General features: G+C 49.2%; 16 protein-coding genes and 3 pseudogenes. 10 read left to right on the top strand and 9 right to left on the bottom strand.

The window, feature by feature from the left end; genetic code table 11:
• Positions 1-2: 2 nt before the first annotated feature.
• The 6 genes from LO777_RS15425 to LO777_RS15405 all read right to left on the bottom strand — a co-directional run bounded on the left by LO777_RS15425 (position 3) and on the right by LO777_RS15405 (position 6556).
• A complete protein-coding gene (locus LO777_RS15425; RefSeq protein WP_228854746.1) occupies positions 3-539 on the bottom strand; it encodes a toxin-activating lysine-acyltransferase in 537 nt (178 codons plus the stop codon).
• Positions 540-541: 2 nt separating this feature from the next.
• A complete protein-coding gene (locus tag LO777_RS15420; protein ID WP_228854745.1) occupies positions 542-1933 on the bottom strand; it encodes an HlyD family type I secretion periplasmic adaptor subunit in 1392 nt (463 codons plus the stop codon).
• Complete coding sequence (locus tag LO777_RS15415) at positions 1926-4064, bottom strand: peptidase domain-containing ABC transporter (protein WP_228854744.1); 2139 nt, start codon at positions 4062-4064, stop codon at positions 1926-1928. The genes LO777_RS15420 and LO777_RS15415 overlap by 8 nt, the downstream gene beginning before the upstream one ends.
• 532 nt (positions 4065-4596) lie before the next feature.
• Positions 4597-4815 (bottom strand): PfkB family carbohydrate kinase, encoded by a 219-nt coding sequence (locus LO777_RS21200; RefSeq protein ID WP_407929157.1) that lies wholly within the window; start codon positions 4813-4815, stop codon positions 4597-4599.
• Positions 4725-5513 carry a carbohydrate kinase family protein gene (locus tag LO777_RS15410; RefSeq protein ID WP_228854743.1) on the bottom strand — a complete coding sequence of 263 codons (789 nt, stop codon included), beginning with the start codon at positions 5511-5513 and terminating at the stop codon, positions 4725-4727. Before LO777_RS15410 ends, LO777_RS21200 begins: the two co-directional genes overlap by 91 nt.
• Before the next feature lie 50 nt (positions 5514-5563).
• Complete coding sequence (locus LO777_RS15405) at positions 5564-6556, bottom strand: DMT family transporter (protein ID WP_228854742.1); 993 nt, start codon at positions 6554-6556, stop codon at positions 5564-5566.
• Positions 6557-6928: 372 nt separating this feature from the next.
• Here LO777_RS15405 and LO777_RS15400 point away from each other — a divergent pair, with 372 nt between their 5' ends.
• The 8 genes and pseudogenes from LO777_RS15400 (at position 6929) to LO777_RS15360 (ending at position 14566) form a co-directional block, all read left to right on the top strand.
• Complete coding sequence (locus tag LO777_RS15400) at positions 6929-7738, top strand: transporter substrate-binding domain-containing protein (protein WP_407929080.1); 810 nt, start codon at positions 6929-6931, stop codon at positions 7736-7738.
• Between the two features lie 13 nt (positions 7739-7751).
• Positions 7752-8713 (top strand): annotated as a pseudogene (locus LO777_RS21195) (amino acid ABC transporter permease).
• The gene (locus LO777_RS15385; protein ID WP_329955603.1) at positions 8706-9440 is read left to right on the top strand and encodes an amino acid ABC transporter ATP-binding protein; all 735 of its coding nucleotides are present in this window, start codon (positions 8706-8708) and stop codon (positions 9438-9440) included. Before LO777_RS21195 ends, LO777_RS15385 begins: the two are co-directional and overlap by 8 nt.
• Positions 9441-9516: 76 nt before the next feature.
• A complete protein-coding gene (locus LO777_RS15380; RefSeq protein ID WP_407929156.1) occupies positions 9517-10545 on the top strand; it encodes a BMP family ABC transporter substrate-binding protein in 1029 nt (342 codons plus the stop codon).
• 21 nt (positions 10546-10566) lie between these two features.
• Complete coding sequence (locus LO777_RS15375; protein ID WP_228854737.1) at positions 10567-11631, top strand: ABC transporter permease; 1065 nt, start codon at positions 10567-10569, stop codon at positions 11629-11631.
• A complete protein-coding gene (locus LO777_RS15370) occupies positions 11631-12551 on the top strand; it encodes an ABC transporter permease (protein ID WP_228854736.1) in 921 nt (306 codons plus the stop codon). The genes LO777_RS15375 and LO777_RS15370 overlap by 1 nt, the downstream gene beginning before the upstream one ends.
• Before the next feature lie 45 nt (positions 12552-12596).
• Positions 12597-13082, top strand: a complete 486-nt coding sequence (gene gpt, locus LO777_RS15365) for a xanthine phosphoribosyltransferase (protein WP_228854735.1) — start codon at positions 12597-12599, stop codon at positions 13080-13082.
• 2 nt (positions 13083-13084) lie between these two features.
• Entirely contained in the window at positions 13085-14566 is a 1482-nt protein-coding gene (locus LO777_RS15360; RefSeq protein ID WP_228854734.1) for an ABC transporter ATP-binding protein, read from the top strand.
• A 265-nt stretch (positions 14567-14831) separates the two neighbouring features.
• Here LO777_RS15360 and LO777_RS15355 read toward each other — a convergent pair whose 3' ends face one another.
• Complete coding sequence (locus LO777_RS15355; RefSeq protein ID WP_228854733.1) at positions 14832-15653, bottom strand: TerC family protein; 822 nt, start codon at positions 15651-15653, stop codon at positions 14832-14834.
• 177 nt (positions 15654-15830) lie between these two features.
• Between LO777_RS15355 and LO777_RS15350 the strand changes: the two genes are divergently transcribed.
• Entirely contained in the window at positions 15831-16253 is a 423-nt protein-coding gene (locus LO777_RS15350; RefSeq protein WP_329955602.1) for a 4Fe-4S binding protein, read from the top strand.
• Positions 16250-17986, top strand: a complete 1737-nt coding sequence (locus LO777_RS15345) for an aldehyde ferredoxin oxidoreductase N-terminal domain-containing protein (RefSeq protein WP_228854732.1) — start codon at positions 16250-16252, stop codon at positions 17984-17986. The genes LO777_RS15350 and LO777_RS15345 overlap by 4 nt, the downstream gene beginning before the upstream one ends.
• Positions 17987-18297: 311 nt before the next feature.
• Here LO777_RS15345 and LO777_RS15340 read toward each other — a convergent pair.
• Positions 18298-19274 (bottom strand): annotated as a pseudogene (locus LO777_RS15340) (malate dehydrogenase).
• A 530-nt stretch (positions 19275-19804) separates the two neighbouring features.
• A pseudogene (locus LO777_RS21190) lies at positions 19805-23420 on the bottom strand (hydantoinase B/oxoprolinase family protein).
• Positions 23421-23626: the final 206 nt, after the last annotated feature.

Below are 23626 nucleotides of genomic sequence, written 5' to 3'. Positions count from 1 at the left end.
GTTCAATGTGTTTTCCCTGGTTCATTTTCTGTTTTTTTGCTTCTGTTTCCCTGAAATGGTGCCATTTCTCTTGCTGTGATTCCTCCTGTTTTCGGATCCGGTACAACCAGATGAACAACCTGGTCGGGGAATTCATTTTTACGGATATCTTCGAGCATGTTTTCAATACCGCCGAAAGGTGCAACAATATCGATAATCCATAAGCTGTTGCCTGAATTCCAGTCGTCAGGGCGCAGTCGACCACCGTTTTCAAAGAGTCGTTTTTCGGCGGCTTCACTGAGAAATGCCCAGCTGGCAAAGGAGATTGGATATTCATCCTTCATATAAAGTTTGCACTGTTTGTTCACCAGGGGTGGGAGCAGCAGCCATTCCAGGTCGCTGATAAAGTGATGTCTCCTGTGGGATGACTGCATATAGAGCATGAGGATCGGGCCCATTGCCGGCAGTCGTTTCAGTACTTCACGTGATCTGGCGTTGATATGCTCCCGCAGAGCTTCATCTTCTGTTTGTTTTTTTTCGTCGATACTGTTTTCCGTCATGATTAAATCTCCCGTAAGCTTTTATCTCTATAACGCATAATCGGACCCAGGAAATATTGGATCACCCGCCTGCGCCCTACTTTGATATCTGTTGTTACAGTCATCCCCGGATTGATCTTTCCCTGTCTCCCGTTAATGATATTGGGCAGCAGATAATTGGACACTGATACCCTGAACGGATAAATAGGCCCCATTTGCTGATCGATCACCGCATCTCCGGCCACCCATTCTATTTTCCCTTTCAGATCGCCGTAACGGGTAAAAGGGTAGGCTGCCACCTTGATGGAGACCTCCTGGCCCGGTCGGATAAAGCCGATATCCTTGTTCAGGATTTTTCCTTCGATCTCCAGACCACTTTCAAGGGGGACTATTACCATGAGAGGCTGCGCTGCGGTGACAACTCCACCCACCGTATGGATTGCCAGCTGCTGGACGATGCCGTCTGCCGGGGCAAGCAGGCTGAAATGGTTTTGCCTGTTTTTTGCCTTGGCCAGTTGCCGTTGAAGATTTTCCTGCCTGCTGTTCATTTCGGCCAGCTTGGACAGCAGGTCGCGTTGATACTCTGTTTTCACGAGCTCTTTTTCCTTCATGGCTCTGGACAGTCTTGAATCAACTTCAACAAGGCGGTTTTTTGCGCTGAGCAGATTATGTTTGATATTGTTCAGCTCCATCCGGGCCTGGAGCAGTTCCGCGTCGGGTACCAGTTTGCGTTTGGCGAGCGCGGATTTTCGGTTATGCATTTCCAGGGAAAGGGGGAGTGCCTCTGTCAACCGTTTCATGTTGGAGCGTATCGATTCGCGTTCCGCCCTGCACCGCTGGATTTCTAGCTCCAGTGTTGTCTTCTTCTCTGTTTCTGCGGCAAGTGACTGCAGTAGCAGTTTTCGGTGCAGGGCGATGTTTTTGCTCCCGGCCTGCGGAGGTGGAATGAAAAGAGTCGGATCCTCTTCAATCTGGGCATTGAGTCGTGCAATTGTCAGGGAAACCTCTGTCAGCTCATTGCTGATTGTTTCCACATCTGCCCGGCTTTCAGTATTGTCCATCGTTATAAGCGGTTCGCCTTCTTTCACGATCTGTCCATCCCGTATATGAATGGCTGTGACGATTGCCGATTCAAGGGATTGTACTATTTTGACTTTTCCTTTCGGCACCACGACTCCCATGCCGGAAACCACGATGTCCATTTCTGTCAGAGATGCCCAGCCGAGAATAAAGGATGTGAGGGCAATAACGAAAATGAGCATGAATCTGGAAAATGGTGCCGGAGGACGTTCCAGGACTTCCAGGGTAGCGGGGAGAAATTCATATTCTCTTTTTTCCTGTCGCTTTTCGTTGAATTGGGAGAGATAATTTTTTCGTTTGTTCATTGTTCTTGTTTCATTGCTGATTTCAGGCATAGCTTCCCTCCTGGATTCCATGCAGTAAGGCGTATCGTCCATCCGTGGACAGCAACTGCTCAGGGGGGCCATTTTCAACTATACGTCCATTTTCCAGGGTGATGATTCGGTCCGCGTGGCGGACGGTGGAAAGTCGGTGTGCAATGATAAAGACGGTGCGTCCTTTGCAGATATTCTTCATATTCTGTTGGATGAGCAGTTCGGATTCATAGTCGAGGCTGCTGGTTGCCTCATCGAGGATGAGCATGGCCGGGTCGGTGGCCAGGGCCCGGGCAATTGCCAGTCGCTGACGCTGGCCGGTGGACAGCAGTAATCCTCGCTCTCCGATCAGGGTGTCGTAACCTTCGGGTAGTTCCCGGATAAACGGATGGGCGCCTGAGAGTTTGGCAGCTTCAATAATTTTTTCAATTTCCAGGTGCGGTGCGTTTAAGGCAATATTGTCCCTGATCGACATATTGAAGAGGACCCCGTCCTGGAGTACGACCCCCATCTGTCTTCTCAGCCAGGAACTGTCAGCCAGGCAGAGATCAGTTCCGTCAAGGAGAATTCTGCCACGTTCCGGGACATAGAGGCGTTGCAGGAGTTTTACCAGAGTGGTTTTGCCGGATCCGGTACTGCCGACAATACCGACTACTTCTCCGGCTGTAACAGAAAAAGAAATATCGCTCAGGACTTCGTTTCGTTCAGGGTGATATTTGAATGAGACCCGGTCAAATACAACGTCTCCCCTGATGGATGGCAGGGATACGCGGTTCGGATCAAATCCGGGTTCAGCCGTACATGAAAAGATGTCTCCAATGCGGGCAACGGAGATTTTTACCTGCTCAAATTCCTTCCATATCTGGGCCAGCCTGATTATTGGCGCAATGACGCGGGATGACAGCATATTGAAGGCGATGAGCTGCCCCACTGTGAGATTACCCTGCAGCACTTCTCTTGCTCCGAACCAGAGCAGCAGGACAGACAGGATTTTGCTGATAACGGTTGTGGACTGGTTGATAAGGTTGGCGAGATGACCGCTTTTAAAACCGTTTTTTACATGACGGGCAAGTCTGGTTTCCCATTTTGTCCGTATCCTCGGTTCTGCGGCGGTGGCTTTGATCGTTTCTATTCCGGAGATTGTCTCCACAAGGAAGGACTGGTTGCCCGCATTACCGGCATATTGATCCTCAAGTCTGTCCCGGAGAAAGGGGGTTATTACCAGTGAAGTGCAGAACAGGAAAGGCAGGGCAATGACAACAAGCATACTCAGAAAAGGGCTGAACAGGAACATGACAGTGATAAAGACAACCAGGAAGAACAGATCGAGAATCAGCATGAGTCCTGAGCCAGTGATGAACTGTCTGACATTCTCCAGTTCGCGCATCCTGGCTATCGTGTCGCCCACCTGCCTGCTTTCAAAATAGCTGAGGGGCAGGGACAAGAGATGTTTGAACAGTCTCACTCCAAGCATCAGATCGATTCTGTTAGCAGTGTGGGAAAGCAGATAAGCCCGCACTCCGTTGAGGAGTATTTCAAAAGCGGAGGCGACAATCAGGGCCAGAACCAGCACATCGAGGGTCGAAAGGCTGTTGTTGCTCAGAACTTTGTCGATTACGATCATAAAAACAAGAGGGGAGAGCAGGGCAAAAATCTGGACAAACATGGAGGCGAAAATGCAGTCCCGGAGAATTGTCCAGTACTTCGCTGCGGCCAAAAAGAACCACTTCAGGCCGAAATGTTCAGTTCTTTCATCCTGGTTCACCTTTTTTTTCAGGAGAATAAACGTGTCTGTAAGGCGGGGTTGTATTTTGTCCAGGGGCACCCATTGTGCCCGTTGCCTGGTACTTTCCTGGACAAGAAGGGAACGCTTTTCATCGTTTTTCCTGGCAAGAACGATATAATCGCCGGAATCCAGCATTGCCACCACAGGAAAAAATTCCTTTTTAAGATCCGCAATATCTTTTTGTACCAGGGTTGCATTTATCCCTGATTCCTTGAAATATCTTGCCAGTTCAAGGGGTGTGAGTTGAACTGTTTGAGAGCCGAACTGATGTTGGAGCTGCTCCATTTCAAGGGGGGCACCGTTCATTCTCGAAATGACGGCGATACAGAACAGTCCGCTGTGTAAACTGGATAAATTCGTAGCCATTTTCTCTTTCTAAATTGTAATTGAGTAACTGGTTATCCGGAAAAACCGGAGCGCTCGGATTTCTTTGCTGAGAACTTAACAAACTAATCCGACATTTTTCTTACAATTCCGGAAAAGAGGCCGAAAAATATCCAGTTGCCGCTGTAAATTCCGAAAAAACGGCAATCACATCAATGGTTTCAGAAAAAAACCATAATAATGGAAAAATTTATTCGATAAGGAGGTTGTTTTATTGATGTAATATTGTATGCAGTTGACTTGCCAAATTGTTATGTTTAAAAGGGAGAGAATTCAGGAAAAATGATTGTCTGGATTTACGATCGTTTCGAGTGTTCAGTGACTTGCTCCTAACCCGCATTTCTCACCAGTTCAGGCGGTGCCGGGTTCAAAGTTCTTGGAGTCTTCGCTTAACGGACGGTAAATCATAGTGAGCTATGTTTACTGTTATAATACTGCAGAAGATGGCGTCGTCCGGGCTGACTTCCGGTGGGCATTGTGTTGATTTGACGACAGTATCTGCGCCTGGCTCTTATTATCCCTTCATCCTTTCTTCAAACTTCTCCCTGGTAAAACTGTAGACCTGGGTTCCGTTGCATTCAACGGCAAAGGAGGCGCAGACACTGCCGAGGGTGGCGCTGGAAACAAGATCTCTGCCCTGGATCAGACCGCTGACAAGGCCGCCCCTGTAGGCGTCTCCTGCTCCGGTGGGGTCGACCGTCTGTCGGGGGAGAAAGTTGGAATCCGTGTTGATCCCTGTTCAGCAAAAATTTCCGAACCTTCTCCACCATAAGTTATAATGGTAGTTCCGGCCAGGCTGAGCAGTTCTTTTTCTCCAAGGCCCGTCTTTTTGAGGATCATGTTGAATTCATAGTCGTTGACTATCAGAATTGTACAGCCGGAGATAACCTCTTTTAGATCATCTCCATTGAGCATGGGCAGGGACTGACCGGGATCAAAGATATAGGGGATGCTTTTTTTTCTGCACTGTCTCGGATATTCAATCATGTCTATCAGGTTGCCGGGGGAAACAAGAAGCAGGGTATTTTTAGGATCCAGTTTCGAAAAATCGAGATTGGAGGAGTGTTTCATGGCACCGGGATTAAACCCGGTAATCTGGTTATTGCTTTTATCCGTAGTGATATAGGCACCAGCGGTCAGTTCATCCGGGATAATCCGTATACCGTCTCTGCTGATACCGTTCTTTTCAAGCCAGTCAAAATATTGATGGTGATCGCTGCCGATGGTAGCGGAAAGGGTTGCTGACTCACCCATCAGGTTCAGTGCGTAGACAATATTTCCGGCAGTACCGCCGAAATTTTCGGTAACTCCATCCACCTCGAAGGCCACATTGAGATTATGGATTTTTTCCGGCAGGATATGATCGGAAAAATTCTGGGAAAAATTCATGATTCTGTCGTACGCGAGGGAACCGGCTATGATGACTTTCATGGGAGAACCTCCGGGAAAATGCCTGTCGTAAAAAAGGATCTTGTTTTGTACTAGTGTGTCTGAAAATCCGATCGCAGCAATAAAACCTCCAGCAGCGGGATTTTCGGATAAAATAAGATACCACTATCGGGATTTGCTTTCATTGGGATTTTTCCTCCCGTTGATATTTGCCAGGTAAACGGCAGCAATAACGATTCCTCCCCGAGAAACTGCAGGGGTGCGAGCTGTTCGCCCAGAAATATCCAGGCCCCGCAGGCGGTAACCAGGGGAATACCGTTGATGCACACTGAAACCCTGGATGTGGGGATTTTGGTTAAGGCGTAATTGTAGCAGAGAAAAGCTCCGATTGTGGCGAAAATGGTAAGCGCTATAACAGCAATGATCGCGTCACCGGTTACGTTGTGCCATTTAACACGTGGCAGAGTATAGAGAAATGCGGGAAAAAACAGAATTGCCCCGAGAATGATCTGCATGCCCGTGATCTGTATGGGTGAAAAAAACTCACCCAGCTTGCGGGTAAGGATCATATACATGGAGGCGGAGAGAACCGCACCGAGAATCAGAGCGTCTCCCAGGAGTGTCCCACCCATTTCCTCAATATTCTGTCCGCCGAATATCAGTAGTGCGACTCCGAAAATGGAAATGACGATACCGATCACATTGAGCAGGCGGACTCGCTCCTTAAGAAAGAATATAGAGAGCAGCAGTACAACAATGGGAATGGTGGCGATAATGAGAGATGCTTTCGTGGCTGAAGTGTGCTGCAGGCCGAATGTTTCAAAAGTAAAATAGAGGACCGGCTGAAATATCGCAAGAAAAAGAAGCGGTTTGAGGTTCTTCCAGGTAATGGCAGGAAAACCGGTGCGGAACAGGAGAAAGGTAAAAAATATCGACGCAGTAAGAAAACGCATGAAGATAAGGCAGAACGGTGGAAAGCTCTGCAGGGCAATCTTTGTTGCCACAAAGGAAAGTCCCCAGAAAAGTACAGCCAGGGCCAGGGCAATATAGGTAAAAAGAATCTGTTTTGTGGAGAGTGTGTTCATGGGTCCGTTGAAGTTTGATATAAATCGGTAAAAGTCATGACGATACAATATCAGGAAGGAAAAATCTTCTTCTGATTTTTCAATCGAAAAAAATCATGGACCTGTTCGAATCCGGGTTACCACTCCTCATTACGATTATACTTGAGTTTTAGCGAGGAGTTTGGTACCCAACAGGATAGGTTTCAGGCAGGTTCGGAGGGCCCGGTTTTTATTTGATGACAAAAGCCTGTTGTCCATCTTGTATGGGTATGTTATTACGTCCAAACATTACATACAATACCGGTTGCCCCGTTTTTCGGGTGCAGCGGTAGAAATGTGTTATAACGGGGAGAGTCTCTTTTCCCCCTAATTGTTGAATCCAAAATAAAGGAGATGAGGATGAGAAAACTTTCACTGTTACTGGTTGCTGTTTTGGCAGTAATAACCTTTACTGCCGGTTCTGTCTATGCCGTTGATACACTGGCCGAAATTCAGAAGCGGGGTGTGTTGAGAGTTGGTATGGAACCGGGCTATATGCCGTTTGAACTGACAAATCAGAAGGGGGAAATTATTGGTTTTGATGTTGATATGGCAAAGCGTATTGCAAAAGCCATGGGTGTAAAGCTGGAACTGGTTTCCACAGCATGGGACGGTATTATTCCGGCTCTGCTGACTGGTAAGTTTGATATGATCATGTCCGGTATGACCCTTACCCAGGAAAGGAATATGACCATCAACTTCGCAACACCTTATATCCTTATTGGGCAGACCATTCTTCTGAAAAAGGAACTTGCCGGCGAAGTCAAATCCTACAAGGATCTGAACAATGCCAAATATACCGTCGCCTCCAAGTTGGGAACCACCGGTGAGCAGGCCACCAAGCGTATGATTCCCAAGGCGAAATATATCTCTTACGAGACTGAGCAGGAAGGTGTTATCGAACTTGTCAACGGCAAGATTGATGCTTTTGTCTATGATATGCCGTTTAACGCCATTGCCTTTTCCCAGAAAGGTAAAGGGAAAATTGTTTTTCTTGATAAGCCGTTTACAAAAGAGCCTCTTGCATGGGGTATCCGCAAGGCTGATCCTGATTTCCTCAACTGGCTGAATAATTTCATGAACCAGATCAAGTACGACGGCGTATACGACAAGATTTATAACAAATGGTTCAAGGATGACGCGTGGTTGAAAGAAATTCAGTAAAAAGGGAAACGCTATTTTGAAAGGTTCACAAGATACGTGGCCCTGGAAGGTCCTGCTGGCAGTCATCCTGATTCTGATGGCTGCCGGCACCTGGGGTGCCGTTAAAAAAATTGACTATCACTGGCGCTGGTACAGGGTTCCCCAATATTTCCTGTATCATGCTGAAGAAGCACAGAAAATTCCATTTGATGGGACAGTTACAAAGATTGAAAGTGACGGTAAAACCGCCGTGGTCACTTTGACATCTGAAAACGGCAAGGTTGAAATTGTTGAAGTGGATGCAAAGGGTATCAAGGTTTCGGAAGGTGAGGAGTTGTTCGAGGGGATACCGTCGGGTTTGTCGCCCAGTGGCGTCTGGGTCCTCTGATGAACGGATTATGGACGACCATGTGGTTGTCCGCCATTGCCTCTATTTTTGCACTTATACTCGGTCTTATTGCCGGGCTTGCCAAGGTGTCGAAAAATTACACCCTGCGTGGTCTTGCCATGATCTATGTTGAGTGTATCCGAGGGACTCCACTTCTTGTTCAGATATTTATCGCCTATTTCTTTTTGGGAACAGTATTCAATTTGAGTCGAAATGTCTGCGGTATCGGAGCGCTGGCTCTGTTTGCCGGGGCCTATGTCGCGGAGATTGTCCGGGCTGGTATCCAGGCGATTCCTCCCGGCCAGACCGAAGCGGCCAGATCTCTTGGTATGACTGTTCCCCAGACCATGCTGGACGTTATTCTGCCCCAGGCATTCAAGAAAATCCTTCCGCCGCTTTCCGGCCAGTTTATCAGCCTGATAAAGGATTCTTCCCTGGTTTCTGTTATTGCCATTACGGATCTGACAAAATCAGGGCGTGAGATCATTACTTCCACCTTTGCCACCTTTGAGGTATGGCTCGTGGTTGCTGCCATGTACCTGCTGGTGACATCTCTTCTGTCGCAAGTTGTTTTCTATATGGAAAGGAGGCTCGCAGTCAGTGATTAAAGCTGAAAATGTTGTCAAACTCTTCCATGGGCGCGGTGTTACCGTTCGTGCTGTGGATGGGGTTTCAACAGAAATTGCCAGGGGTGAGGTTGTTGTCGTCATCGGGCCGTCCGGATCAGGAAAATCTACTTTTCTTCGATGCATCAATGGCCTGGAGACCTTTACGGAAGGTCATATTATTATTGACGGGGTTGATCTTGCCGATAAAAAAACGAATATCAACAAGGTTCGTATGGAAGTCGGTATGGTGTTTCAGCAGTTTAATCTTTTCCCCCATAAAACCGTGCTTGAAAATCTGACTCTGGCTCAGGTCCGTGTGAGAAAACGAAGTAAAAAAGTAGCGGAGAAAAAAGGCGAAGCCCTGCTCAAGAAAGTTGGAATCCATGAAAAGGCTGGAGAATATCCTTCCAGACTTTCAGGTGGTCAGCAGCAGCGCGTTGCCATTGCCAGGGCACTGGCAATGGAGCCGAAGGTGATGCTTTTTGATGAGCCGACTTCCGCACTTGACCCGGAAATGGTCGGTGAGGTTCTGGATGTTATGAAACAGCTGGCTTCGGAGGGAATGACCATGGTTGTTGTCACCCATGAGATGGGATTTGCCCGTGAGGTGGCTGACCGTGTCCTCTTTATGGATGAAGGGAAAATTGTTGAAGTCGGAACACCTGAGCACTTTTTTACCAGTCCCCGTGAGGAGCGGACCAAACTCTTTTTGAAGCAGGTGCTGTAAGGTAATCGGGAATCATTTAAAAGATTGGATCGGAAGGGAGAAGAATATGCGATTGTTAAAGGTGCTGATGGTGGCAATGCTGGCCTTCGGGCTTGGCGCTGTGACGGTTTCAGCAAAAGATATGAAGGTGGGTTTTGTCTATGTCTCTCCCATCGGGGATGCTGGTTATTCCTACGCCCATGACCAGGGGCGTAAGGCGGTTGAGGCCATGGATGGTGTAACGACTTCCTATGTGGAGTCGGTCAAGGAGGGTCCGGATTCAGAGCGGGTTATTCTCAACATGGCCCGCAAGGGATATGATGTGATCTTTGCCACCAGTTTCGGTTTCATGGATCCCATGTTGAAAGTTGCCAAAAAATTTCCAAAAATTGCCTTTCTCCACTGTTCCGGTTTTAAGACCGCGAAGAACATGGGGAATTATTTTGGCCGTATTTATCAGGCACGTTACCTGTCGGGGATGGTTGCCGGAGCCATGACCAGATCCAATGTCCTTGGTTATGTGGCTGCTTTTCCTATCCCCGAGGTTATCCGCGGGATCAACGCGTTCACCCTTGGTGCCCAGTCTGTCAATCCCGATGTTACCGTAAGGGTTGTCTGGACGAAGACCTGGTATGATCCGGCGACGGAAAAAGAGGCTGCCAAGTCTCTGCTTGACGTGGGTGCTGATGTTATTGCCCAGCATCAGGATTCCCCCGGACCCCAGGAAGCAGCCCAGGAAAAAGGGGTGTATTCCATCGGTTATAACTCGGATATGTCCGCTTTTGCTCCCAAGTCCCACCTTACTGCCCCCATCTGGAACTGGGGTCCATATTATACCAAGGTGGTTGACGAGGTACGAAAAGGAACCTGGAAAGCAGGTTCCGACTGGCCCGGCCTGAAAGAAGGCATTGTTGGTCTTGCACCTTTTGGTCCAATGGTACCAAAAGATGTTCAGGAGATGGTGAATAAAAAGAAAGCCGAAATTGCATCGGGTAAAAAGGTCTTTGTCGGCCCGATAAAAGACCAGAAAGGCGTAGTGAAAATTGCCGAAGGTGCTGTCGCAACAGATGGTGAATTGCTTGGCATGACCTGGTTTGTGAAAGGCGTGGTGGGAACAACCGAGTAGCAATCCGACATCCTGAACATAATGCGTAAAATTCGTATCGTAAAAAGACAGGAGCCCCTGGGAATAGGCGGCTCCTGTCTTGTTTTATTATCGGCGATTGCCCTGTCTCTCCTTTTCAGCGGATTATTGCTTTTTTTCAGGGGAACACCGCCCCTTGAAGGGATTCTGACCCTGTTCACGGGAGCTTTCGGTTCCCGCTGGGCACTGGAAGACAGTCTGCTCAAGGCCATTCCGCTGTTTCTCTGCAGCCTCGGGGTTGCCGTTGCCTTCCGTCTGCAGATATGGAATATTGGTGCGGAGGGGCAGTTTGCCCTGGGCAGTATCGGCGCAACCTGGGTTGCCCTCAGTTTTCCCGACTGGCCCCGTGCCGCACTGCTTCCTGCCATGATCGGAGCGGCCATTGTGGCAGGTGGAGGCTGGGGCTTTATCCCGGCTTTCCTTCGTCAGCGCCTGAAGACAAATGAGATCATCGTCAGCTTGATGATGAATTATATTGCCATTCTTCTGCTTGAATATCTTGTGTATGGTGTTTGGAAAGACCCAACGAGTTTTGGTTTTCCCATGACACCTTCATTTTCCGAAACAGCCATTGTCGGGAAAATAGGTACAACTTCCATAAACTGGGGACTTGCTCATTGCGTTATTCTCGGTGTGCTTGTCTGGGGATTTTTCAAATACACCCGGACCGGGTTTGAGCTGAAAGCATGTGGAGATAATGTCAGGGCGGCAAAATACGCCCGCCTGCCTTACGATCGTCTTGTATTTCTGGTGATGTTTCTCAGCGGGGCCCTGGCAGGCTGGGCCGGATTTCTGGAAGCGTCCGCCACGGTAAACAGGCTTCAACCCAGTATCATGGTGGGATATGGTTATACGGCCATTGTTGTGGCATGGCTGGCCCGTCTGAATCCCCTGAGTATTGGTATCGCCTCTTTTCTTCTGGCCGGGCTCAGGGTTGGTGGGGAAAGTCTGCAGCTTGATCTTCAGGTTCCGGCAGCCTTTGGCGGAATAATCGAGGGACTTATTCTGCTGACTGTTCTGGCCGGCGGTCTGTTTACCCATTATCGCATAGTCTACAGGAGGAACTGATGGAACTCGCGATAATTATTCCCCTTCTTGCCGCCGCGGTTCAGTCGGGAACACCGATTCTCTATGCTACGCTCGGGGAAATTCTCACGGAAAAATCCGGGGTTCTCAACCTGGGAGTCGAAGGTGCGATGATCGTGGGAGCTCTGACTGGATTTATTGTTTCACGTTCTACCGGAAACCCGGCCCTCGGTTTTCTTGCCGCCGGATGTACCGGTGCGCTGCTTACCGCCGTCCATGGCGTTGTTTGCCTCTGGTTCCAGGGAAACCAAGTCGTTTCAGGGCTGGCCCTGACTATTTTGGGGACAGGTCTTGCCAATTACCTGGGTACTTCCTATGTGGGGCTTTCGGCTCCCGGTTTTTCCCCAGTGGAGTTACCGATCTTATCGTCACTTCCCGTGTTGGGGCCTGTTTTCTTCAATCATGACATTCTCGTCTACCTCAGTTACCTTATTCCTCCGGCGCTCTGGTTTTTTTTCTCAACCACCCGGTTCGGTCTTGGTCTGCGGGCGGCCGGGGAATATCCTGCCGCGGCCACGGCAGCCGGATTGAATGTTATCGGCTATCGCTGGTTCGGGATCTGCGGAGGCGGCTTTTTCATGGGGCTGGGCGGCGCTTATCTCTCCCTTGCCTATACCCACATGTGGACCACCAATCTTACTGGCGGGCGGGGCTGGATTGCCGTGGCACTCGTTATATTTGCCTTCTGGAGACCGGGGCGTGCTGTTCTCGGGGCCTATCTTTTCGGCGGTATAATGGCATTACAGCTGCGACTTCAGGCATCGGGTACACAGCTGCCTTCGTCCATTCTGCTGATGCTGCCCTATGGACTTACAATTTTTGTTCTCGTTCTCTCTTCCTGGCGCAAGAAGGTCAGTGAGGAACCGGGAGCGCTCGGGGTCAATGTGGAACCTGTAGATTGATGTGTTGTATTGGAAGAAGTATTCAGATTTTTAATGAGGAAAAAAATGTCTGCAAATTCATATAAAAAAACCTATCCCATTTCCTGGGATCAGCTGCACCGTGATTCAAAAGCCCTGGCCTGGAGACTTCTGGGTATGGACTATTTCAAAGGCATAATCGCCATTACCCGGGGTGGGCTTGTACCTGCTGCCATTATTGCCAGAGAACTTGATATCCATCTTGTGGATACCATCTGTGTATCCAGTTACGACTGGAAGGACAAGAAGGGGGAGGCTGATGTTCTTAAAGGTTTTGAAGGAGACGGAGAAGGCTGGCTGCTGATTGATGATCTTGTGGATACGGGGCGGACGGCGAAAGTAGTGAAAGAACTTGTCCCCAAAGCTCATTTTGCAACCGTCTACGCCAAACCGGCAGGTCGGCCCCAGGTGGATACTTTTATTACTGAAGTAAGCCAGGATACCTGGATTCTTTTTCCATGGGATACCGAATCTCAATTTGTTACACCTCTTGCGGGGATGGAGAAGAGCTGACGATGTCGCCGCCTCTTATACGGTTAGAAAATATTTCCAGATCTTTTGGCCGGGTTCGTGCTAATCATAAAGTGACACTGGAAATCCGATCGGGAAAGATTCTGGCCCTTCTGGGGGAAAATGGGGCTGGTAAATCCACCCTTATGTCAATTCTGGCAGGACAACTCCAACCGGATAGCGGAGAGATTTTTCTTGGGGGTAAACCGGTGAAGTTCACTACTACAGAAAAAGCCCTGTCTGCCGGGATAGGTATGGTGTACCAGCATTTCAAGCTTGTTAAAAACATGTCGGTAGCCGAGAATGTCTTTCTTGGACACAGGGGTGGATTCCTGCTGAAAAAACAGGAAATGCGCCGTATAGTCCAGGATCTTGCCGACCAGTACCAGATGCGGGTTGATCCGACCGCGATGATCCATGAACTTTCCATGGGCGAGCGGCAGCAGGTGGAAATCCTGAAATTGCTGCACCGAAAAAGTCGGGTTTTGATCTTTGATGAACCAACTGCGGTACTGACCCCCGATGAGGCGGAAAATCTTTTCGCCACCATGAAAATCATGGTGGAAATGGGAAAAGGTATTGTGTTTATCAGTCATAAGCTGGAAGAGGTTATGACTGTTGCTGACACCATAGCAATTCTGCGGCGAGGGGAAATTGTCGATACCGTGGCGGCCCGTGAAGTGAGTTCAACAGCTGAACTGGCTGAGCGCATGGTTGGCCGGGAAGTTCTGCTCCAGGTGAACCGGATGCCCATGGAGCCTCGCCAGACCGTGCTGAAGGTCGCGGGCCTGTCCGTTGGAAAACTCAACGACATACATTTTGAGGTGCGTAAGGGAGAGATTCTTGCCCTGGTTGGGGTTGCAGGTAATGGCCAGAAACCCCTTGTGGAAACGGTATGTGGTCTTACCAGACCGCCCCAGGGGACTGTTTCAATTCTTGGAGAGGAATGGCGGAAATTTTTTCGTAAATCAAAATGGGAGCGAACCCTCTCCTATATTCCAGAAGACAGGCAGGGACTTGCCACCTGCCAGGGGCTTGATCTGCTCGATAATTTTCTGCTGACAACCTGCGGTGGTTTTTCACGGGGAGTATGGCTGAATCGTGAGTCTGCCCGGGAAAAACTGGAATATCTTATTGAAACGTTTGATATCCGTCCCCCTGATACGACCGCCCTGGCCTGGCAGCTCTCCGGCGGGAATCTGCAGAAAATGGTACTGGCAAGGGAGTTTTACAGGAAACCCCGATTGATTGTGGCGGAACAGCCCACCCAGGGCCTTGATATTGCGGCTGCAGAGGATGTCTGGAACCTGCTGCTTAAAGCCCGCGAACAGGCGGGTATTCTTCTGGTCTCCGGTGATCTTTCCGAGGCCCTCGCACTGGCAGACAAGGTGGGTGTCATGTATAACGGACGAATTGTGTCCATTTTTCCCAGCGAAGACGCAGAGAGTGTAGCGCGGATTCCGAAGATGATGGCTGGTCTGGAATAATTGAACCTAAATCCTGCAATTGGCAAGTTCGCCGGAGATGCGAGGCATCAAGGGTGCAGACGTATTAACATACTTCAACCCCTTGATAACGAGGCAGATTCGGTAAAATTGCCGATCCCGCAGGGCAAGGGAATAAAGAAAAAACAATCTCATTTGGATAGTGAGTAGTACAACCCGTGCTACGACATGATAATTACCTGTTTATACAGTAAAAATATTTTTCTTTATTCCCGAAGTGCAGGATTTAGGTTGTATTCCGTGCTTCTTACCTCTTGTCCGGGGAGGTCACGTTTTTTCTTCTGCGCAGTTGGATCGGATTCTGTTCTCTTTTTCGTTCAAGCCAGTTCTGGTAGAGATCGACGGTAAACATCAGCATCAGGATGAAAATAACGATCCATTGAGGGATATAGGGAAAGGCACTGCCGTTGACGGTAAGATGGGCCACATGACCCCCCTCCAGAATCAGGACGAAGCCGATGAGGAGAAGGACGAAGAGACCCAGGATCTCAAAATCCGGGTTTTCCGTCATATAGTCGGAAATTGTACCTGCAAAAAAGAGCATGATGCCAACGGAGATGACCACGGAGCCGACCATGACCATGAAGATGTCGGTCATACCGACAACGGTGAGGATGGAGTCCACGGAAAAAAGAACATTCATGCCGACAATGATGGCCAGCACTTGGTAGAAATTAGCGACGGATTTCACTTCCTGCTCAATACCTTTGGATTTGTGACGGAGTTCCTTGACCCCTTTCCAGATCAGAAAGAGGCCACCGATAAAGAGAATGATGGCCTTCCAGCTGAGAGCGCCCTCAATGGTTGAGCCGAAGGGCAGTTTCAGGTCAAGATGAAAAAAGACATCAGTTGCGTATTTGAGGATCCAGCTGACCATGGAAAGCAGAATGATACGGAAAAACATGGCAAGTATCAATCCGAGGTTTATTGCTTTTTTCCGTTGATTGACCGGAAGTTTGTTGGCAAGGATGGAAATAATGATCAGGTTGTCGGCCCCCAGGGCAATCTGGATCAGGGTCACTGAAAACAGGTTGAGCCAGAAAACCGAGGTGAAAAATATATCAAACATATGGTGCTCCAGTGATGCAGGGAAAGATGAACTATCTATTTAATGGAAAAGCAATGTAGCATATTATTGTTATTCTCTCTTGATTTTTTTACAGTGAGGTGTGAGGTGTGAGGTGTGAGGTGTGAGGTGTGAGGTGTTAGGAGTGAAGGGTTAGGCTTGAGGAGGATTGAAATTAATATGAAACAGCTGACAAACCCCAGGATGGACCAGTGTATCGGCTGCCAGTCGTGCAGCCTGGCCTGTGCCCGTACTGTTTATAAGAAAATATCCTGGAATTGTACCGGGATTCGTATCCATTCATCCGGAGGACTGACCTCGGGTTTCATTGCCGATCGTTGCCTGGCATGTGATCCTGCTCCCTGCACCGAAGTCTGCCCTACCGCAGCGTTCAGCGGACGACGGGGTGGAGGTGTAATTTTTAAGAAAAAACTCTGTATTCGATGTGGAAATTGTGCAGACGCCTGTCCGGTTGACGCCGTGTCACGGGATCGGGAGGGCAATGTCTACGTCTGTATTCACTGTGGTGTCTGTGTGGATTTCTGTCCTCAGAACTGTCTGGAAATGCGGGAAGTTGCAGCAGTGCCGGAGGTGCAAACATGATACGGGAAGAATTTCGAGTGTTGCTGGTGGACGCGTCCAATGGCAGGGGTAAAATTGTTCTGCTCGACGGCCGCAATGAGGTTGCTGGTGGTTCGGGTCTGGCAGCATTGCTCTATAATAAATATGGTCAACCGGAACTTGACTGGGATGATCCGTCCCAGCCGCTGATTTTCGCCATTGGCCCCCTGACCGGGTATTTCCCCCTGATGAGCAAAACCGTCTTCGCTTTCAAGTCAGGGTATCACAATGAATATACCGAGAGCCATGCGGGAGGGCGACTGGCCCTGTCCCTGCGCTTTTCCGATCTGGATGGTCTGGTAATCCGCGGATGTGCCGACCGTCAGAGCTGTCTCAGCATCAGCGCACATTCCCTTGAACTGCAGGATGTGGAATTCATGGCGGGTATGGACAGTGAAAGCACAGGCAGACTTATCCGGCGCATGCATAAAAAAGGCAGTGGTCATCGCTCGATCCTGCGGATTGGTCCTGCGGGTGAAGCTGGCCTCGCCATGGCCTGTGTCAATGTTGATACCTTCCGTCATTTCGGCCGGATGGGTGGTGGTGCAGCCCTTGGTGCGAAAAACATCAAGGCGATCATCATTCACGGAGACAGTGATTTTACAATACCTGCCGGCAAAGCGTATCCCCGGCTTTACAAGGATGTCTATGCCAGAGTTACTGCCACGGATATGATGCGGAAATACCATAACCTCGGTACACCTGCCAACCTGGAAAAGCTGAATGCTATCTCTTCTCTTCCCTGGGAAAATCTCAGGAAAACCAGCGATTCCGCCATAGCGGGAATAACCGGTAAAGTTTTTGCAGACGAGGCACTGTTGAAAAACGGGGCCTGCTCGGGGTGTCCGGTGGGGTGTATTCACGTGGGTTTTATTCGGGAAAAAATGGCTCGGGACAATCGCTATCACTTCCACCAGGTATCTTATGATTACGAACCGATTTTTGCCCTGGGTACCATGCTGGGAGTTGTGAAACCTTTTGATATCCTCCGTATTCTTGATGAAATGGAGAAAAGTTGTCTGGATGCCATGTCAGGTGGTGTTGCCCTTGCCTGGGCTGCCGAGGCCACGGAAAAAGGGTTCATTTCGAGAAAAGAAACCCTGGTAGATCTACGATTCGGGGACGGGAAAGGCTTCCGTGAGGCCGCACGATATCTCGGCAGAGGTGGTAATGAGTTTTATCGGCTGCTTGGGCAGGGTACCCTGAAAGCCGCTGCGGTTTACGGTGGGGAAGAATTCGGATGTGTCCTTGGCCAGGAGATGGCCGGTTACGCCACAGGGGAACTCTTTTTTGCCGCCCAGACCCTGGGGTTTCGTCACTCTCACCTCGATACAGGCGCCTACGGGTATGACCAGAAGGTAAGCGAAAAAGATGTTGGAAAAGCAGTTGATTTTCTTATAAATGACGAGCCTGCACGGGTTTTTCTGACTTCCATGGTTGCCTGTCTCTTTGCCCGGTCAGTCTACAAAGAAGATTTATTGGCCGAATGTTTGGAGAGTGTCGGGTTTTCCACGCTTGCCGGACAGGTCGGAGAGACGGCTGAACATATTCGCCGGTTGCGTTGGCAGGTTCGGGCAAAAACGGGATTTAAGCCAGAGAATTTTTCTATACCTAAACGTTTTTACAATATCAGGACCTGGAAGGGGCAGGTGGATGCGGATTACCTGGATAGCCTGAAAAATGAATATGGCAGGAGAATCGTAGAGCTCATGTAGCCCATGTTTTTTCGACAGGTAAACGCAAAAAGCCGGATCTGAATTATGATGGACTCGTAAAAACTCCGATCTACTGCGTTGTGGGGTGATCGTGTAATGCTCGACGTACCATATGTACGCCTGCGCTTACACGACACCGCCACGCCTTGTATATCGAAGTTTTTCCAGAGTCCATCTGGGAACGTTGAACGACTTTTTACGAGATCATCAATTATCAGATCCGGCTTTTTGGTCACAATAGTTTTATCTGAAAATCCCGCCCTCAGAGGTTTTTCTGCCGCAGCCAGGTTTTCATTACTTTGTGTATCAGATTACAGCAGACCCGCTACAGCTTCTCTCTCTGAGATGAGCTCCTGCTCGGTCTTGGAAATCATCTCTCGGGAGAAATCATTGATCTCAAGGCCGGTGATCTCTTTCCATTCGCCATTTTCACAGGTAACGGGAAGGGCAAACATCAGGTCTTCGTCTATACCGTAGCTGTTTCCCTTGCTGAAAACACCCATGCTGACCCAGCCTCCGTCAGAACCGAGGGCCCAGCTTCTCATATGGTCAATGGCGGCTGATGCGGCTGATGCGGCACTGGATGCGCCACGTGCCTTGATAATTGCTGCACCTCGCTGCTGTACAGTGGGGATAAAGTCATTCACGTACCAGTCGTTGTCTACTACCTCTTTAACCGGTTTGCCGTCTACCGTGGCAAAACTGATATCAGGATATTGGGTGGCGGAATGATTACCCCAAACCACCATTTGCTTGACCCTGGTGGAGTGGCTGCCGGTTTTATCGGCAATCTGGGAAAGGGACCGGTTGTGGTCAAGGCGCATCATGGAAGTAAAATTCTTCGGGTTGAGATCCGGAGCATTTTTCATGGCAATGAACGCGTTGGTATTGGCGGGGTTCCCGACAACAAGGACTTTTACATCACGACTGGCATTGTCGTTCAATGCTTTGCCCTGGATGGTGAAGATCGCGCCATTGTCCTTCAGCAGGTCGGCACGCTCCATGCCGGGTCCACGTGGCTTGGAGCCAACAAGCAGGGCGTAATCGGTATCTTTGAAAGCCACATTGGGATCATCCGTGGTGATAATGGAGTCCACCAGGGGAAAGGCACAGTCATTCAGCTCCATGACAACACCTTCAAGAGCACCCATTGCGGGGGAATTTCCAGAAGCTGGAGAATGACAGGCTGATCCTTGCCAAGCATGTCTCCTGCCGCAATTCGAAAAATAAGGGAATAACTGATCTGTCCGGCGGCACCGGTTATTGCTACACGTACTGGGGTTTTCATTGAAGTCTCCTTGGAAAAATTTCGAGTAACGTCACAAAACCGTATTACCATTCATCCCGCTGACAACCGCAAATAATTGTCTTCTTTTCCGGTTTTGCCTGTCCTGCAGCCGCATGATGAGCGTCCGCCGCCTCGCATTGTCGGCAAATCCGTCAAAGTACCGGATTATGGTATTACTTTAGGTAAAAACTAAATCCTGTAATTGGCAAGTTTGTCGGAGATGCGAGGCATCAAGGGCGCAGACGTATTAACATACTTCAAGTCCCTGATAACGAAGCAAATTCGATAAAATTGCCAATCCCGCAGGGCGAGGGAATAAAGAAAAAACAATCTCACTCGGATAATGAGCAGTACAGCTCTTACTACGATATGATAATTATTTGTTTATATAGTATAAAAATTTTTTCTTTATTCCAGAAGTGCAGGATTTAGGCAAAAAGTATAGGGACATTACCATAATGCGGACAAGGAATCCAGTCTCTGGACTGAATGAAGGTTCATTTTTTGATCAGTAGTGTTTATGGAAAATATCAGATCTTTCCATATCCTCCGCCTCCCGGTGTTTTTATGGTGAAAATATCATCTTTTTCCATATGGATTTCATCATTGCCCGCCAATGTGAGCGTTGTACCGTCTTTTCTTGTGACCAGGTTCTGTCCTTTTTTTCCGGCCCCGCCACCTTCTAGACCATAGGGCTCGGTCTGGCGGCGTGAGGAAAGAATTGTTGCAGTCATGGGTTCCAGAAAGCGTATTTTCCTGACAACGCCATCTCCACCATCAAATCTGCCCCTTCCACCTGACCCGCGTCGGATTGAAAAAGATTCAACCCGCACCGGAAAACGCCATTCAACAACCTCCGGGTCGGTCATGCGGGTATTGGTCATATGGCTGTGTACGGCACTGGTGCCGGGATGGTCCGGGCCTGCGCCGGTGCCGCCGCAGATGGTTTCGTAGTTTTGATGGATTTCGTTGCCGTAGACAAAATTGTTCATGGTTCCCTGGGAGGCGGCAAGAATGCCCAGTGCCCCGAAAAGGGCATCGGTGATGGCCTGGGAAACCTCGGTATTACCGGATATCACAGCTGCCGGATATTCCGGGCTGATCATTGTTTTCGGTGGAATGATAAGGCGCAGTGGTTTGAGACAACCCTCGTTCAGTGGAATATTGTCATTGACCAGGGTTCGGAATACATACAGTACAGCAGCCTTGCAGACGGCAGTGGGGGCATTGTAATTTCCCTCGTTCTGGGGAGAAGTGCCGGTGAAATCGATAGTGGCCTCTCTCTTTTTCCGATTCACTTTGATATTCACCTGAATTTTGCAGTTGTTGTCCATGTTATAGGTGAAACTGCTGTCTTTCAGGACATCGAGAACCCGGCGCACCGATTCTTCCGCGTTGTCCTGAACATGTTTCATATAAGCATGGACAACTTCAAGGCCGTAGGTTCTGACCATTTTTCGCAATTCCCGGACACCGGTTTCGTTAGCGGCGATCTGGGCGGCCAGGTCAGCCATGTTCTGATCAATGTTCCTGCAGGGATAACGCCCTGAACCCAGGAGTTTTCTTGTTTCCTTTTCCCTGAGTCTGCCTTTTTTCACCAGCAGAAAATTGTCTATCAGAACGCCTTCCTCCTCGATATGGCGGCTGTCAGGTGGTGAGGATCCCGGGGTTCTGCCACCGATATCCGCATGATGTCCACGGGAGCCCACATAAAAAAGTACTTCCTGGCCATTACTCGAAAAAACAGGTGTGATGACCGTGACATCCGGTAGATGGGTGCCACCGTTGTACGGTGCGTTCAGCATATAGACATCACCGGGCTGCATTGTTTTTCTGTTTTCCCGGATCACGGTTTTGATAGATTCTCCCATGGAACCCAGGTGGACGGGGACATGGGGAGCGTTGGCTACCAGGCTGCCTTCGGGATCGAAGAGAGCGCAGGAAAAGTCCAGCCGCTCCTTGATATTGACAGAATAGGAAGTGTTGGCAAGGGTGGCTCCCATCTGTTCGGCGATGGACATAAAGAGATTATTGAAAATTTCCAGCATGACCGGATCTGCTTCGGTGCCGATGGCACGTCCACCGGGTCGTTCTTTATATCTTTTCAGGATCAGGTGTCTTCGTTCATTAATTTCGGCAGACCATCCTTCCTCCACAACAACGGTACCCGTAGTTTCCACTAGAATGGCCGGTCCGGTCACCTTATGGCCGACCACCAGTTCATCCCGCATGATAAGGGGACATTTTTTCCATTCACCCTCACTGAAAATGGTGCGGGTTTCTCTGGGCAGCAGAGGCGGAATATTAGCCGGCACCGGCTCCGGCGGGTCAACCAGGGATTCCGTCAAACCTACTGCTTCCACGGAAAGTGCTTCAATAACCAGCGCTCTTTCCGGAGCAATAAAGCCAAAACGCTGTTTATGGGCCGCTTCAAAATTGTTTTTCATATCGAAAAAACTGTCCACATCAATAAGGAGGGGGCTGTCGGTTCCTTCGTAGCGGAGATGAGCCTTTCGGATGAAGGAAATCTGTGCACTCTCAATATTCTGGGCCAGAAGTTCAGAGCGTGTTTCTGCCATAAGTGGCTTGCAGGCCTCTGAGAGCATTTCTATGGAATCTTTCGTAAATATCTGTTCAATATGCACTTCTTTCAGGGCACTTATATCGGCAAGTCCCATGCCGTACGCCGAGAGAACTCCCGCAAAGGGATGGAGAAAAACCTGTTTCATACCGAGGGCATCGGCCACCGGGCAGGCATGCTGGCCACCGGCTCCGCCGAAACAGTTGAGGGTGTAGTCGGTGACATCATATCCCCGCTGCACAGATATTTTTTTTATGGCATTGGCCATGTTTTCCACGGCAATTTGTAAGAATCCTTCGGCAACTTTTTCCGGGGACGGGGGAGTGGTTCCGGTTGCTTTTGCAATTTCATCCGCAAGATCCAGGAATTTTCTGTGAACCGTTTCAGCATCCAGTGGAAGGTTGGATTCCGGCCCAAACAGGCTGGGGAAAAAGCTTGGCTGTATCTTGCCCAGCATGACATTGCAGTCGGTGACGGTAAGGGGGCCACCACGGCGATAACAGGCAGGTCCCGGGTTGGCTCCGGCGGAATCGGGACCGACTCGATAGCGGGAACCGTCAAAGTGAAGAACAGACCCCCGCCAGCGGCAACGGTATGGATGTGCATCATGGGAGCCCGCATCCGAACACCCGCCACAGTTGTTTCAAAACTGCGCTCATATTCACCATTATAGTGGGCAACATCTGTAGATGTGCCGCCCATATCAAAACCGATGAGTTTCGTCAGTCCACTCATGGCCGCTGTTTTGACCATACCGACAACTCCCCCGCCGGGCCGGAAAGAATGGCATCTTTGCCTTGGAAGAGATGGGCATCGGTGAGACCTCCACTGGACTGCATGAACATCAGCTTGGGACCTTCATGACGGGATTTGTTTTTTAAGCGCTCTTCCACCTGGTTGACATAACGTCGAAGGATGGGAGAGAGGTAGGCGTCAACCACTGTTGTATCACCCCTGGAGACCAGTTTCATCAACGGGCTGACCTGGTGGCTTTGGGAGATTTGTGTAAAACCGATTTCTCTGGCAATCTCTGCCAGCTGTTGTTCATGATCAGGGTAGCGATAACCATGCATCAGGACGATGGCCACAGAACGTATACCCTTTTTATATGCTTTTTTCAGTCCGTTTTCAGCACTTTTTGTATCCAATGGAGTTATGCAGTCTCCATGGGCGGAGAGACGCTCCTCGACTTCCAGGACTTCCTCGTAGAGCATTTCCGGCAGGATAATGTGGCGGGCGAAAAGGTCCGGTCTGGTCTGGTAGCCAATGCGGAGAGCGTCACCAAATCCCCTGGTAATGACCAGTAAGGTACGTTCACCTTTTCTTTCCAACAGGGCGTTTGTGGCAACCGTTGTCCCCATTTTAACAGTATCGATTAATCCTTCGGGTAAAGGTTCTTCCGGGTTGAGTTGAAGTAGTTCCCGTATTCCCTGGATTGCCGCATCTCTGTATTTTTCAGGATTTTCGGAGAGAAGTTTATGGGTGACAAGTGTGTTATCAGGTCGCTTGGCAACAATATCCGTAAAAGTTCCACCACGGTCTATCCAGATTTGCCATTGTGTCATTGTTTGCTCCTCATTGAACAAGAGATTTTCGGGTGCCAAGACAGGCAAAATAAAAAATCAACTTTATGTTGATTTTATGTCGACAAAATGTCTTTATTGTGGCATAATGCCAGCGTTATTGAAAGATGTCAATACCAATGTTATGTAAAAATGAGATTTACGTCTGATTCAAGATGTTGATTTCAGGAAGAAGGAAAGGGGTGTAG

The organism is Desulfomarina profundi, from assembly GCF_019703855.1.
Taxonomy (GTDB): Bacteria; Desulfobacterota; Desulfobulbia; order Desulfobulbales; family Desulfocapsaceae; genus Desulfomarina; species Desulfomarina profundi.
This window is presented reverse-complemented; position numbering and strand designations above follow the sequence as displayed.